The 13,431-nt window shown below is 62.1% G+C and carries 11 protein-coding genes; 5 read left to right on the top strand and 6 right to left on the bottom strand.

Annotated elements, in window-relative coordinates:
* Nucleotides 1-41: 41 nt before the first annotated feature.
* Complete coding sequence (locus tag J7573_RS07305) at nt 42-944, bottom strand: LysR family transcriptional regulator (RefSeq protein WP_294331784.1); 903 nt, start codon at nt 942-944, stop codon at nt 42-44.
* Nucleotides 945-1,048: 104 nt separating this feature from the next.
* On the opposite strand from J7573_RS07305, the gene J7573_RS07310 reads away from it, so the two are divergent.
* Together J7573_RS07310 and J7573_RS07315 are read left to right on the top strand one after the other, a co-directional pair.
* Nucleotides 1,049-1,492 (top strand): cupin domain-containing protein, encoded by a 444-nt coding sequence (locus tag J7573_RS07310; RefSeq protein ID WP_294331788.1) that lies wholly within the window; start codon nt 1,049-1,051, stop codon nt 1,490-1,492.
* Nucleotides 1,493-1,547: 55 nt separating this feature from the next.
* Nucleotides 1,548-2,288 carry a carboxymuconolactone decarboxylase family protein gene (locus J7573_RS07315; protein ID WP_294331888.1) on the top strand — a complete coding sequence of 247 codons (741 nt, stop codon included), beginning with the start codon at nt 1,548-1,550 and terminating at the stop codon, nt 2,286-2,288.
* Here J7573_RS07315 and J7573_RS07320 read toward each other — a convergent pair.
* Together J7573_RS07320 and J7573_RS07325 are read right to left on the bottom strand one after the other, a co-directional pair.
* Entirely contained in the window at nt 2,285-3,460 is a 1,176-nt protein-coding gene (locus J7573_RS07320; RefSeq protein ID WP_294331791.1) for an MFS transporter, read from the bottom strand. The two genes, J7573_RS07315 and J7573_RS07320, sit on opposite strands and share 4 nt — an antisense overlap.
* An 81-nt stretch (nt 3,461-3,541) precedes the next feature.
* On the bottom strand, nt 3,542-4,570 hold the full coding sequence (locus tag J7573_RS07325; RefSeq protein WP_294331794.1) for an alpha/beta hydrolase: 1,029 nt from the start codon (nt 4,568-4,570) through the stop codon (nt 3,542-3,544).
* Nucleotides 4,571-4,792: 222 nt separating this feature from the next.
* On the opposite strand from J7573_RS07325, the gene J7573_RS07330 reads away from it, so the two are divergent.
* The 3 genes from J7573_RS07330 to J7573_RS07340 all read left to right on the top strand — a co-directional run bounded on the left by J7573_RS07330 (nt 4,793) and on the right by J7573_RS07340 (nt 8,129).
* Nucleotides 4,793-5,743, top strand: coding sequence for an AraC family transcriptional regulator (locus J7573_RS07330; protein ID WP_294331796.1), 951 nt, complete (start codon nt 4,793-4,795; stop codon nt 5,741-5,743).
* Nucleotides 5,744-6,002: 259 nt separating this feature from the next.
* Complete coding sequence (locus J7573_RS07335) at nt 6,003-6,812, top strand: transporter (RefSeq protein ID WP_294331799.1); 810 nt, start codon at nt 6,003-6,005, stop codon at nt 6,810-6,812.
* Nucleotides 6,813-6,830: 18 nt separating this feature from the next.
* Nucleotides 6,831-8,129, top strand: coding sequence for an outer membrane protein transport protein (locus tag J7573_RS07340; protein ID WP_294331801.1), 1,299 nt, complete (start codon nt 6,831-6,833; stop codon nt 8,127-8,129).
* Here the strand turns inward: J7573_RS07340 and J7573_RS07345 are convergent, their stop codons facing one another.
* The 3 genes from J7573_RS07345 to J7573_RS07355 all read right to left on the bottom strand — a co-directional run bounded on the left by J7573_RS07345 (nt 8,130) and on the right by J7573_RS07355 (nt 13,403).
* Nucleotides 8,130-10,586 (bottom strand): fused MFS/spermidine synthase, encoded by a 2,457-nt coding sequence (locus J7573_RS07345; protein ID WP_294331891.1) that lies wholly within the window; start codon nt 10,584-10,586, stop codon nt 8,130-8,132.
* A gap of 145 nt (nt 10,587-10,731) precedes the next feature.
* Nucleotides 10,732-12,300 carry an arylsulfatase gene (locus tag J7573_RS07350; RefSeq protein WP_294331804.1) on the bottom strand — a complete coding sequence of 523 codons (1,569 nt, stop codon included), beginning with the start codon at nt 12,298-12,300 and terminating at the stop codon, nt 10,732-10,734.
* A 107-nt stretch (nt 12,301-12,407) separates the two neighbouring features.
* Nucleotides 12,408-13,403 (bottom strand): HAD family hydrolase, encoded by a 996-nt coding sequence (locus J7573_RS07355; RefSeq protein ID WP_294331806.1) that lies wholly within the window; start codon nt 13,401-13,403, stop codon nt 12,408-12,410.
* Between the last annotated feature and the right edge of the window lie 28 nt (nt 13,404-13,431).

Genomic DNA, 13,431 nt, shown 5'->3' on the forward strand with positions numbered 1-13,431 from the left:
TTCATGCCCTCACCTTCCCAAACGTGAAAACGACGAGGGTCTCATGTCGGCGCACCCGCACTCCGGAGTGCATCCAGAACCACCTTGAATGCAGCTGTTTGCTGCCGGCGTGTCGGGTAATAGAGATGGTAGCCAGGGAACATTTCCGACCACTCACCCAACACCTCCTCAAGCGCGCCGCTGCTGATGTATGCCTGCACATGGGCATCGGTCACCTGGGCCAGCCCTGCCCCGGCAAGGCAGGCGTCGAGAATCTGCAGCGAACTGTTCATGATCAGGGGCCCTTGTACTCGGACACGGAACTCGTTGCCATCGCAGGTGAACTCCCAGGGGTAAAGACCTCCGTGCGTAGGCAAACGCAGGTTGATGCAGCGGTGGGTCATCAGCTCTTCAGGCCGCTGGGGTACGCCGTATCGCCTCAGGTAGGCAGGTGACGCGACGGTCACCATGCGCATGGGTGGCCCAATGGGTACCGCTACCATGTCGGCATCGATGATGCCGCCCAGTCGCACGCCCGCGTCGAAACGCTCGGCAACGATGTCCGTCAGGCCGTAGTCGGTCACCAACTCGATCGTGATGTCTGGATAGGACTCGATTACTGACTGCAGCTTGGGCCAAATCACGTTGCGGGCGGCGAATTCGTCAGCGGTAATGCGCACCGTACCTGACGGGTGTTGGCCGAATTCCGTCAGCGCGCCCAGGCACCCGTCAATCTGATCCAACAGCGGCGCGATCTCTTGCAGCAGCCGCTCCCCCGCTTCGGTTCTGGTGACGCTTCGGGTGGTGCGCGTGAGTAGCCGCACCCCGAGGCGTTCCTCCAGACCCCGAATTATCTGGCTGACGGCCGATGGTGAGACCCCCAGATGCGCCGCTGCCCGGGTGAAATTACGCTCCCTGGCCACGGCCACGAAAACCGCCAGATCGCTCAAGTTGTCTGCCTTCATTATTAAGCCCAGCTTCAAACCGATTTCTGGATTTTGCCAATATTCGAATTAAAACGCGGTGAGTACAGTTCTCTCAAGCCGATTTTCGAGAGGTTTTAAACACCATGACTGATAACAACCTTCCCTGCGCTGATATGCAGATTCACCGCGCAGGTTCAGCCAAAGCCATCCAGGGGCCTGCCGAATGGTTCACGGGACGGGTACGCATCGATCGTGTCTTCACAGCCCCTGCCCCTGCACGGGTTGGTGTTGCGGTGGTGAACTTCGAGCCGGGGGCTCGTACACACTGGCACACCCATCCTCTGGGCCAGGCCTTGCTCGTCACCGATGGCGTAGGCTGGACGCAGTGCGAGGACGGGCCGAAGACCGAGATCCGGACGGGCGACCTGATCTGGTGCAACTGTGGCCGACGTCACTGGCATGGCGCGACCGACACCACCGCCATGCAGCATGTCGCGATCAATGAGTCTCTGAATGGCAAGGCCGTGGACTGGCTGGAGCCCGTCACTGATGACGCCTATTTGAGCGGCCCAGCCAAAAGAGACTGAGCCGATGAACCACGTGCTCAGTAACTGGGGGCAAGTCGCCATGGCGATCACATTCATGATTGGACTGGGTACTGCGGATACGGCCTGGTCTGACGCTATCGGAACGGAAAATTCAATGACCTCATCATTTTCGCACCCATTGAGTTCTACCTCGCTCAGCGAGCAACAACAGGCTGTTGTCGTCCTGGCCGCACTTGCCGCGGCTGGCGACATGCCGCGCTTGAATACCGCTCTGGACAAGGCCTTGGAGACGGGCCTGACAGTCAGCGAACTGCGCGAAGTGCTCGTCCAGCTCTATGCCTACGCCGGCTTTCCTCGCTCTCTCAATGCGCTGACGGAACTGATGCGAGTACTGGAAGCCCGCAAACAGCGTGGCATCACTGACGATCCAGGTCGCGAGCCTGCCCGTCCAATACCACAAGGCGACGCCTTGCTGGCTGCAGGCACAGCCAATCAGACGAAGCTATCGGGGTCGAGGGTTGAAGGGCCTTTGTTCGACTTCGCGCCAATTGCCAATCAGTATCTGCGCGCCCATTTGTTTGGCGAAATCTTCGAGCGGGACAACCTGGATTGGCAAACCCGAGAACTGGCGACGGTGGGTATGCTATCCGCGCTGATTGGGGTGGAGCCGCAGCTTCAGGCACACATGCGAATCAGTATGAATACCGGGATCACGCAGGCGCAGCTTGAGCGGTTTTGCCAAATTCTGAAGGTGGGCGTCGACGAACACACAGGCAGTCGAGCAACGAGCGCCTTGGAGAGGCACCTGGCGAACATGGCTAGCCCCTCCCGCTAGCCTCGCCTTACCCTGCTGGTCAAAGCAGTTGCGCCCAGCAGCATCAGCCCGCTGGCAATGAATGTCGCCTGATAACCAACGTGGTCATAAAGCATCCCGCCAAACGTTGCGCCCGTCGTGATCGCCAGCTGTATCACAGCGACCATCAAGCCGCCTCCGGCCTCGGCATCCTCGGGCAAGATCCTGGCCAGCCAGGTGAACCATCCCACTGGCGCACAGGTGGAAATCAAGCCCCAGGCCCCCAATAGAACCGCCGTTGGAATGATCCAGGTGCCCATTGCGACGACCGCGAAGGCTAACAAGGCCATGAGCAGTGGAATGCCGAGCAGCACCCTGAATAGGTGCCGGCTGACAAGCGACCCCACCCACATCGTGCCCAGCAAGCCCGCAACACCGATGATCAGCAGCACAAGCGAGAGCGTTGAGGCATCGACAAGCGTAACCGTTTCCAGAAACGGTCGTAGATAGGTGAACAGCGTGAACTGCCCCATGAACAGTAGTGCTACTGCTGCCATGCCAAGCGCGACCTTGCTGTCCTTCACCAGGCGCAAGGCCTCGGTCGCTCCGACGGAGCTACGTTCGCTCGGCATCTTTGGCAAAGTGAACGCCTGCCAGATCAACGCCATGGCAGCCAAAGGCACAACGCAGACGAATGCCCCTCTCCAGCCGATGATACCTCCCAGGTAACTTCCGACCGGGGCAGCAATGGCGGTGGCCAAGGCAGTGCCACCTTGCATGAGCGCAATGGCTTTGGGAACGAGCGCTTCAGGCGCAATCCTCATCATGACGGCAGTGGACATCGACCAGTAACCACCAATGGCGATCCCGAGCACGGCGCGGCCCACCATCAAGGTAAGGTAGTCCGGAGCAAACGCTACCATTGCACCGGATAAGATCATCAAGGCGGTCGTGACCAACAGTACAGGCTTGCGGTCGATGCCTTGAGTCAGGCTGGCGAGTAGAAGGCTGGTGACTACGGCAAACAAGCCCGAGATGGCAATGGCTTGCCCGGCCTGGCCTTCAGTCAGTGACAAATCAGAGGCAATCGGCGTGAGCAGGCTCACAGGTAGAAATTCAGACGCCACCAGGGCGAACGCACACAGCGACATCGCCAGGACTGCGCTCCAGACCCGGCGATTGGATTTAGGCAGCGTTAGGGTTGAACTCGTCATGACAGTGCTCGATCTCCAAACTACAACGTGCGCATGGCTGGGCCCAGCCCGTTAGGGGCTGAGCCGATGCCTGAGCGGCAGTTACTTGAGGCTTTCGCGGAAGAAAGCGGCCAGCTTGCCGAAGGGGATCAACGCGACACGATCATAAAGATCGACATGGCCGGCGCCGGGCACGATCATCAGTTCCTTCGGCTGACCTGCCAGGCGATAGGCCTCTTCACTGAACTCTCGGGAATGGGCATGTTCTCCCGCGATGAACAGCATCGGACGTGGCGAGATCGTCTCGATGTCATTGAAGGGATAGAAGTTCATGAACCTGACGTTGCTGGTCAGCGTTGGATGAGTCGTCATCGAGGGCGACGTGCCCTTGGGCGTAAACTCACCCCGAGGCGTGCGGTAGAAGTCGAAAAACTCTCGTTCGATGGCATTGGAGCTCCCGGTCAGTTTCTCGACCGTGCCGCTGGTGTATTGCGTTTCTCCTCCCGCGTACTCGACATCGCGCTGAGCAGCCGCTGCGGCAATGGCCTGCTTGCGCTGCTCGACTGTCACGCCATGCTTGAGGCCGTTACGGTTGGCAGCGCCCATGTCGTACATGCTGACAGTGGCGACCGCTTTCATTCGAGGGTCGATCTTCGCCGCGCTGATGACGAAGCTGCCGCTGCCACAGATGCCCAGTACACCGATCCGGTTGCGATCAACCATTCCTTGGGCGCCAAGAAAATCGGCCGCCGCACTGAAGTCTTCGGCGTAGATGTCCGGCGCAACCAGATTGCGCGGGCGGCCATCGCTTTCACCCCAGAACGACAGGTCGATTGCCAAGGTCACAAAGCCCTGCTCCGCCAGCTTCTGCGCATAGAGGTTCGAACTTTGTTCCTTCACCGCCCCCATTGGGTGGCCGACGATGATGGCCGGGTAGCGGGTGCCGGGCTTCAGGTTTTCAGGAACAAAGAGGTTGCCAACCGTAGTCATCTGAAACTGATTTTTGAAGGCCACCCGTTCGGACGAAACCTGTTCGCTCTTGTAGAAATTGTTGGCGCCATGGGACATGTCGGCAGCTCCGGCTGAAAGTGAACTGGCCATCAAGGCAAACGCTAAGATCAAGGACTTCATGCATATCTTCCTGTCTGCTCGAAATGGATTGAGTGAGAGGTGCAGATGCCTCAACGCATCCTGGTCCCTCGACTGCCATCCATGATCGAAGGAGAAACGAGAAAAACAGTAGAGCAATCGGTTGGTTTTCTTGCCTAAACGTCCAGCCATGCTGAGTGGGCATGTACACCTGGTGCGCCACGTAGATACTGTAGGTCGACGAGATGATCGGAAGCTTTTGTCATGCCCAGCCCCATTCAACCCCCTCCTTTGACTAACCCGCTGGCGACGCTGTGCAGGATCATCGGCGCCCGCGCGAACACGCCTGGAGACTTCTCGACCTGCATTCCGGGCCTGAGCGTGTATCGACGCGACGCCCCTGCCCCGCCGATCACGTGCATTGTCGAGCCGAGCATCGTGCTCGTGGTACAGGGCGCGAAAGAAATGGTCATCGGTGCACACGCCTACCCCTACGATACGACCCGTTTCCTGGTCACCTCGCTGAACATACCCGCCCATTCGGCGGTTACGGTCGCCAGCGAAACCGCACCTTGTCTGGGTCTCGTGTTCAAGCTTGATCTGCGCACACTGGCGGAACTGATCGCGCAAGATGGTCGCCTACCGCTCAGCGAGCACACCCTCCACACCAGCGCGGGAGTGGGTGCGTTGAGCCCAAAGCTGCTGGAGAGCTTCACCAGGCTGGTTGAACTGCTGGAAGAAACCGACGCGATACCCGTGCTCTGGCCCCTGCTGCAGCGTGAAATCCACTATCGGCTATTGCTTAGCGACCAGGCACCGCTGCTTCGCAACATCGCTTCGGTGGGGAGCAAGGGCCACCGGATTGCAAAAGCCATCGACTGGATAAAACTCAACTACTCAGCGCCGCTGCGGGTGGAGGAACTGGCTTCCCAGGTGCAAATGGGCCTTTCCACCTTCCATCAGCACTTCCGCCAGCTCACGGCAATGAGCCCCTTGCAGTATCAGAAATGGCTGCGCTTGAACGAGGCGAAACGTTTGATGCTGAATGAAGACCTGGATGCCGCCACTGCGGCCTTCAAGGTGGGCTACGAGAGCCCTTCCCAGTTCAGCCGCGAATATGGGCGTCAGTTCGGTACGCCGCCCAAGCGCGATGTTGCCGAATTGCGCCAGGGTGCCGAGAGAAACGGAACCGCCCCGCCCAGCGCTCCGTCATGAAAACCCGGCTACGATTGATCTAGCTTCGAATCTGGCGTCGCAACTGCCAGGCAGGTATGGAATGCGCACCAACCGCTGATTGCTGCCCGCGAAGCCGAAGGCAAAGGCCTGCTGCCGCGCCAGGACATCTTCACCTGGCAGCGCGCTCTGCTCGATTCGGTATACATGCTTGCCGTGCGCCGCCAGGACCTGGAACTCACCCGCGCCGGGCGGCCTGGGGGGAAGCCCGACGCAGCGCATTCACCACGCGGAGATTGGGATGCCAGGCTCATACAGATTGCAATGGTTCACCGTCGGTTCGTTGCTCGCGCTTGCACAAGCCGCACAGGCCGAACACAGCGCCGACGAGCTTGCCAAACAACTGGCCAACCCGATCGCGGCCTTGATCAGCGTGCCGTTCCAGTACAACTACGATGAAAACATCGGCCCTGATGACAAGGGTTCGCGCCATACGCTCAATATCCAGCCCGTGATTCCCATGGACCTGAATCAGGACTGGAACCTGATCTCGCGCACCATCCTGCCGGTGATCGATCAGACCGACATCGCCCCGGGCTCGGGCAACCAGTCCGGCCTGGGCGATACCCTGCAAAGCCTGTTCTTCTCGCCCAAGGCGCCCACAGACAGCGGCTGGATCTGGGGCGCCGGCCCGGTGTTCCTGCTGCCTACCGCCACCGACGAGCTGCTTGGTGGCGAGAAATGGGGCGTGGGGCCGACCGCCGTGGCGCTGAAACAGACCGGCCACTGGACCTATGGCGCCTTGGTCAACCATGTCGAAGGGGTGGCGGGCGATCACAACCGCGAAGACGTGCGCTCGACCTTCCTGCAGCCATTCATGGCCTATGGGCTGGGCAAGGGCGTCACCCTGGGGCTGAACACCGAGTCCACCTACGACTGGAAGGCCCACGAAGGCGCGGTACCGATCAACCTGCAATTGAACAAGGTCACCCAGATCGCCGGGCAGATGGTGCAGTTTGGCGCGGGTGTGCGCTATTGGGCGGAAAGTACCGATACCGGGCCCGAAGGCTGGGCACTGCGGTTGAACCTGGTGTTGCTCTATCCACGATAAACGTGCGAGGACGCATTGATGAAACGACCTGTTACCCTGCCTGCTCACAGGCTGTACTCGTTTTTGCTTTGTGGTGCCGTCTGCAGCGGCAACGCCTGGGCCGGTGGTATCTCCATCTACGAGGCCGGCCAGGAAGGCAATGGCCTGGCCAATGCCGGTGCCGCCGCGCTCGCTACCGACCCCAGCGTGCTCATGAGCAACCCTGCAGGGATCACCCAGCTTGCGGGGACACAGATCAGCGCCAACGCCCAGGTGATTCTGGGTGACATCCGGTTTTCCCGGGGCAGCGCCAATCAGTTCGACGGCAACGAGGGCGGCAATGCGCTGCAGTACCTGCCGGGCGCCAGCCTGTTCATCAGCCACCAGATCGACGACCGCGCGGCCATCGGTTTCGGCATGTACGGCAACTTCGGCCTGGCACTGGACTACGACGATGACTGGGCCGGGCGCTATTTCTCCCAGGAAGCGGCGGTGATCGGCGTTTCCTTGCAACCGACCATCGCCTACAAGTTCACCGACGACCTCTCGTTCGGCATCAGCCCGCGCATCATGTACGGCTACTACCGCACCGAAATGGCGATCAACAACAACCTGCTCGGCCTTGCCGACCGGCCCGATGGCCAGCTCGAGTACAAGGACACCGATGTCGGTGTGGGCGTCAACCTCGGTGTGCACTACCGCGTTTCGCCTGCCACCCAGGTGGGCCTGGCCTACACCAGCAAGGTCAAGCTGGAATTCGAAGACAAACCGCACGTGCGCAATGTCAGCAACCCGCTGCTCAATGCTGCGTTGCGGCGCCTGGACGTCGATTCGCTGGAACTGGACATGAACGTGCCGCAAACGGTGCTGCTGAGCATTGCCCATGACCTCGACCCACAATGGAAGCTGCTGGCCAGCCTCGGCTGGCAGGACTGGAGCGAGTTCGGCGATATTGGCGTGGAGGTCGACACCGATGCCGCGGGTAATGTCAGCCGCAGCGTCAACCGCAAGTACAAGGACACCTGGCATGCCTCGGTGGGTGCCCAGTACCAGGCCACCCCGCGCCTGCGCTGGAGTGCCGGCGTGGGCTACGACAGTTCGGCCGTGGACGACAGCGACCGCACCGTCGACAACCCGATGGGCGAAGCCTGGCGCCTGGCGGCCGGGGTCAACTACCAACTGCAGGAAGGGCTCGACGTGCACATGGCCTACACCCTGGTCTGGCTGGGTGACATGGATGTCGACCAGACCAAGGCGCGCTCGGGCGATACTCTCTCGGGCACCTACCGCAACGCCGCCCTGCATATTCTTGGCGGCGGTGCGACCTGGCGGTTCTGATCAGCGCTGCGGATTACCAAGGAACCAGCGGTAATACGGGTTGCTGCCATCAACCCGCGCCAGTGCCTGCGCTTCTCGCGCCCAGGCCTGGCGGTTGCCGTTGTAGGCATGCAAGCTCAGGCTGTAGAACAGCTGCAGCGTGCGCCACTGGTCGTTCAGCGCCACAGCGAACCCCGGCTCGGCATTCAGCAGCCGAGGCGGCTGACGTAAGGCCAACAAGGCTGGCAACACCCGGGTGATCTCCTGCGGCCGCACCCAGGCCGAATACTCGATGCGCGGCTGATCGTCGGTCACTGCGGGCGCTGCCCCGGCATAACGCGCCAGGCCATCGCGGTCGGTGACCCAGGTGGCGAGCAATGCCGCTGGTGAAGCGATGCCGACTTCGCCCAGCGCCGCCGCCACCGCCGGTTGTGCGAAACGTTGGCTGATACGTGCCACATCCAGCTGAAGCGGTGCTGGCGAGCCAATCAGCAGCATTTCGTGGAACTCGGTGGTGAACAGCGCGGCGTGGGGAAACACGTCGATGAAGCTGCGTACCAGCGAACGGCTGTCTTCATCGTTCTGGGTCGGCAGTGGCAGCCATTGCGCAACCAACCCATCGGCCTGCAGGCGGCTGGCGGCCAGCTGGTAGAAATCCCGCGAATATAAATTGACCACGCCTGCCGCCGACGGGGGTGGTGGCTCCAGGGTGATAAGGTCATAGCGATCGGCGCTGCGCAGCAGCTCGCGGCGGCCATCGCGCAGGCGGATGTCCAGGCGCGGGTCGCTGACCGCGTTGTAGTTACCCTTGAACAAGGGGGCCGCCTGCAGCACCTCGGGCAGCAATTCGGCCACCACCGGGCGCTCCAGGCCCGCATAGCGCAGCATGGCGCCAGCGGTGATGCCGGTGCCGAAACCGATCACCAGGGCCGATCGCGGCTCACCTGCATGGATCAGCAGCGGCAACAGTGCCTGCAGGCGCATGTAGCGCAGGGACGGCATGGCGTCACCGGTATTGGAAACGCCCTGGATGTACAGGCGGTTGAACCCCTGCCCCTGGCGCTCCTGGCTGACCACGGCAACGGTACCGCCGCGGCCTTCACGGTAGTAGGCCAGGGTGCCGTTGCGGGCCCCGGGCAGCAGTTCGGCCAGGCGCTGGGGGGGCGTCAACGCCGCCGTCATGGCGCTGGCCACGGCGAGCCCGAGCACGGCAACCTGGGTGCGGCGCCCCACCCCCGGCCCTCGCCACACGGCCACCAGGCCAAGCACGGCAGCGACCACGGCGAGCACGGCCAAGGTGCGCACCAGGCCGATACCCGGCACCAGCACGAAGCCGGTCAAGGCCACCCCGGCAATGCCACCCAAGGTATTGAGTGCGACGATGGTGCCGACATCGCGGCCCACGTGGTCGCCATCGACGGCAAGCCTGACCGCCAGCGGGAATGCCGCCCCCAGCAACACGGTCGGCAGGAACACCATGCTCAGGGCCACCGTGGCGAAGCGCGCGCACATGCCCGCCAATTCGTTGCCGGTCAGCTGCATGACCAGCCATTCCGCCTGGGTCTGCGCCACCACCAGCCAACGCCCCAGGCCGGCCAGTTGCAGCAAGGCGAGTAGCCCGGCACAGGTGATCAGCAGCGCGAACATGCCCCAGGGGTCCCGTAGCTTGTCGGCATAACGGGCATGCACGGCACTGCCCACCACCAGGCCGCCCAGATAGGTGGCCAGCACCACGGCAAAGGCATAGGCACGGGTGCTCATGAACTGCACGATCGACTGGCTCCACACCACTTCGTAGCCCAGCGCCACGCCACCGGCGATGCAGTACAGCGCGACGGCCAGGCGCGCGTGGCGCGTGCGTGCGGGGCCTGCCTCCCGGTCCTGGCGCCGAGGCAAGGTGTGGCTGCCTCGCATCTGCCAGGCCAATGCCCCCGCCACCAGGTTCATCGCTGCGGCCGCCAGCGCGCTGCCCGTCACACCAAGGCGGGGCAACAGCACGAAGGCGCAGAGCAAAGTGCCGATGATGGCGCCCGCCGTGTTGGCCGCATACAACTGGCCGCCTGCCTTGGCGGTTGTGCCGTCGCCGGGTGCCAGGGCGCGCATCAGCACCGGCAAGGTGCCGCCCATCAGCAGTGCTGGCAGCCCGACCAGGGCAAACGGCAGGCACCAGGCCAGCCAGCCCGCGCTGTCCTCCCACCGGGCAAACAACGACGCCGAATGCGCCAGCGCCAGGGTGGCGCAGATGCCCAGCCCCGCCACCGCCAGTTCCAATGCCGCGTACAGGCGTACCGGGCGCAGCAGCCGGTCGGCCCAGCGGCCAAACAGCAGCCCGCCGATCGCCAAGCCGGCAAAGAACGCACTGATGCCCGTGGTGACCGCGTGCACTTCCACGCCCACCACCAATGACAATTGCTTGATCCACAGCACCTGGTAAACCAGCGCCGCAGCGCCCGACAACCCCAACAGGGCGCACGCCATCCAGGTGTCCAGGCGCCCTCGCACGGCCACCTCCAGCGAAACCGGTTTGCCCGACGACCCCATAAGTTCACTGCCTTAGGACGCCAGTGGCATCCGCGAAGTAAGAAAAGCAGGCGTGCGCCGGTCGCGCACGCCTGCAGGAACATCACTGGGCCTTCATTTTTTCATCAATCTTCTTGTCGACGTCCTTGCGCACCTGATCGATGCTGAAGCTCGCTGGCCGCTGGCTAGGTGGGTAATCGACGAAGGTCTGGAGGAACTTGGCCGCCTTCTGTGTGGCCTGGAAGATCAGGTAGTCGTTCTTCGTCAGCCAGTCGTAATACTGGTCGGAAACCACATCGGCCCGCTCGTAAGGGTCCTGGCGCAGGTCGAACAGTTTCGGCACGCGCAGGCAGACAAACGGCTCACTCCACACCTTCAGGCCACCCGGTGCACGCTGTTCGCAGTACACCACCTTGAGGTCCTTGAAGCGCATGCCTACAAGCTCGGCATCGTCGTTGAAGTAGTAGAACTCGTCACGCGGCCCCTTGTCGGTCTTGCCGGTCAGGTAGTCCAACTGGTTGAAACCGTCGAGGTGCACCTTGAAGTTCTTGCCGCCTACGTCAGCCCCCTTGAGCAGCCGCTCCTTGATATCGGTGTCGCCAGCCACGGCAAGCAACGTAGGGAACCAGTCGAGCCCCGAGAACATCTGCGTGCTGACCGTGTCGGCCTTGATCTTGCCGGGCCAGCGGACCATTGCCGGCACCCGGTAGGCACCTTCCCAGTTGGAGTTCTTCTCGTTGCGGAACGGTGTGGTGGCGGCATCCGGCCAGGACCACTGGTTCGGCCCGTTGTCGGTGGTGTAGACGACAATGGTGTTGTCGGCGATCTTCAGGTCATCCAGGGTCTTGAGCAGCTTGCCGACATCGCCGTCGTGCTCAAGCATGCCGTCGGCGTACTCATTGTCGACCATCCCGCTCTGCCCGCGCATCGACTCACGCACGTGGGTAAAGGCGTGCATGCGCGTGGTATTCATCCAGACAAAGAACGGTTTGTCGGCCTTGGCCTGTTTCTCGATGAAGTTGATCGCGGCCTGGGTGGTCTCGTCGTCGATGGTTTCCATGCGCTTCTTGGTGAGCGCACCGGTGTCTTCGATCTTGCCGTCGGCACTGGACTTGATCACCCCACGCGGCGAAGTGGCCTTGGTGAACTCGGTATCATCCTTGGGCCAACGCGGGCGTTCCGGTTCTTCTTCGGCGTTGAGGTGATAAAGGTTGCCAAAGAACTCATCGAAACCGTGGTTGGTGGGCAGGTACTCGTCACGGTCGCCCAGGTGATTCTTGCCGAACTGCCCGGTCGCATAGCCATGGGCCTTGAGCGCCTGGGCGATGGTGACGTCGCGCGCTTGCAGGCCCACCGGCACGCCCGGCATGCCGACCTTGGACAGACCGGTGCGCAAGATCGTCTGCCCGGTAATGAACGTGGAGCGGCCGGCCGTACAGCTGTTCTCGGCATAGTAATCAGTGAACATCATGCCTTCCTTGGCAATCCGATCAATGTTGGGGGTCTGGTAGCCGACCACGCCTTTGCCATAGGCACTGATATTGGTCTGGCCGATGTCATCGCCAAAGATCACCAGGATGTTCGGCTTGTCTGCAGCGCTGACCCAGCCGGCTCCCAAGGTCGCCGACGTCGCGATCGCAAGCGCCGTCAACCATCTTCTACTGGACTTCATGAGTACGTCCTCCGTATCACGTTAGTGTCGTAAGTCCACGACTACGTGCACACATGAGGCCGACTGCTGACTGGCTTCTGAGCGCCTGCGGCTCTGTGCTGGTGTGGTCACTCCTTGTCATCGGGGTAGACCCGGCGCCACTCCTTCGCCATGTCCACCACCGTCCAACCCTTTTCGTGCGCCTCGTCCAGCGCCTTGTCCAGGCGCCCGACGCTGCTTTGCCGGTCGTACGCCCATTCGCGCTGGCCATCGGTGTGATGCACCAGGCCGGCGAAGCGCCTGCCCTGCCCGGCCATGGTCCACTGCAGCATCTGCAGGTCGCCGTCGGAGTTGCCGAACGCCAGGACCGGCCGCCGTCCGATCACCGCTTCGATACTGACGGGTTTGCCCGGGCCATCATCGTTGTGCAGCAGCGTGGGTAGCCGCTGGATACTGATCTGGCCGCCCTCGTTACGGTATTCCGCGCCCAGGGTGGTGCCGATCACCTGTTCCGGGGGGATGCCGTAGACCTTTTCGGCGAACGCCCGCATGAAGGCCACTTCGCCACCCGAGACGATGTAGGTCTTGAAGCCGTTGCCGCGCAGGTAATCGAGCAGCTCCAGCATCGGCTGGTAGACCATGCGGGTGTACAACCTGCCGGTTTTCGGGTGCCGGGCCTCGGCCAGCCAGGCCTGACTGCGGGCCATGAAGGTCTCGGTGCTGATGCCCGCGTGGGTGGCAGCAACGAGCTTGATCACACCGTCCATGCCCTGCTCGGCCAAGGCCTTCTGATCGTTTTCCAGCACAGCCTTGAAAGGCTGCTGGGTCTTCCATTCAGGGTGTTCAGGCGCCAGGCGCTTGACTTCATCGATAGAGAACAACACTTCGAAATACAACGGCTGCTCGCTCCACAAGGTGCCGTCGTTGTCAAACACCGCGATACGTTGTGCCGGCTCGATGTAGTCTTTGCCGCCCTGGGTGGTCACCGCAGTGACGAAGGTCTCGATGCTCTTGCGCGACGGCCCGTCACGCCAGGACGGCAAGGAATCCGCCGCCGTGGCCAAAACCGGCAGCAGCAGTAACAGATACAGCAACGCACGTAAGGTTCCGACTTGCTGACGCATGAGACCGTCCTTCCCTGAGGGCGTGGGC

The sequence above is a fragment of the Pseudomonas sp. genome (assembly GCF_017744435.1).
GTDB lineage: Bacteria > Pseudomonadota > Gammaproteobacteria > Pseudomonadales > Pseudomonadaceae > Aquipseudomonas.

What these genes read in the sequence shown, in the direction of transcription:
- J7573_RS07315 (WP_294331888.1), top strand. Translation starts at nt 1,548, where the DNA reads ATGATTGGACTGGGTACTGCGGATACGGCCTGGTCTGACGCTATCGGA.
- J7573_RS07345 (WP_294331891.1), bottom strand. Translation starts at nt 10,586, where the DNA reads ATGGCGTGCGCCCTGTTGGGGTTGTCGGGCGCTGCGGCGCTGGTTTAC.
- J7573_RS07325 (WP_294331794.1), bottom strand. Translation starts at nt 4,570, where the DNA reads ATGAAGTCCTTGATCTTAGCGTTTGCCTTGATGGCCAGTTCACTTTCA.
- J7573_RS07355 (WP_294331806.1), bottom strand. Translation starts at nt 13,403, where the DNA reads ATGCGTCAGCAAGTCGGAACCTTACGTGCGTTGCTGTATCTGTTACTG.
- J7573_RS07320 (WP_294331791.1), bottom strand. Translation starts at nt 3,460, where the DNA reads ATGACGAGTTCAACCCTAACGCTGCCTAAATCCAATCGCCGGGTCTGG.
- J7573_RS07305 (WP_294331784.1), bottom strand. Translation starts at nt 944, where the DNA reads ATGAAGGCAGACAACTTGAGCGATCTGGCGGTTTTCGTGGCCGTGGCC.
- J7573_RS07310 (WP_294331788.1), top strand. Translation starts at nt 1,049, where the DNA reads ATGACTGATAACAACCTTCCCTGCGCTGATATGCAGATTCACCGCGCA.
- J7573_RS07335 (WP_294331799.1), top strand. Translation starts at nt 6,003, where the DNA reads ATGCCAGGCTCATACAGATTGCAATGGTTCACCGTCGGTTCGTTGCTC.
- J7573_RS07350 (WP_294331804.1), bottom strand. Translation starts at nt 12,300, where the DNA reads ATGAAGTCCAGTAGAAGATGGTTGACGGCGCTTGCGATCGCGACGTCG.
- J7573_RS07330 (WP_294331796.1), top strand. Translation starts at nt 4,793, where the DNA reads ATGCCCAGCCCCATTCAACCCCCTCCTTTGACTAACCCGCTGGCGACG.
- J7573_RS07340 (WP_294331801.1), top strand. Translation starts at nt 6,831, where the DNA reads ATGAAACGACCTGTTACCCTGCCTGCTCACAGGCTGTACTCGTTTTTG.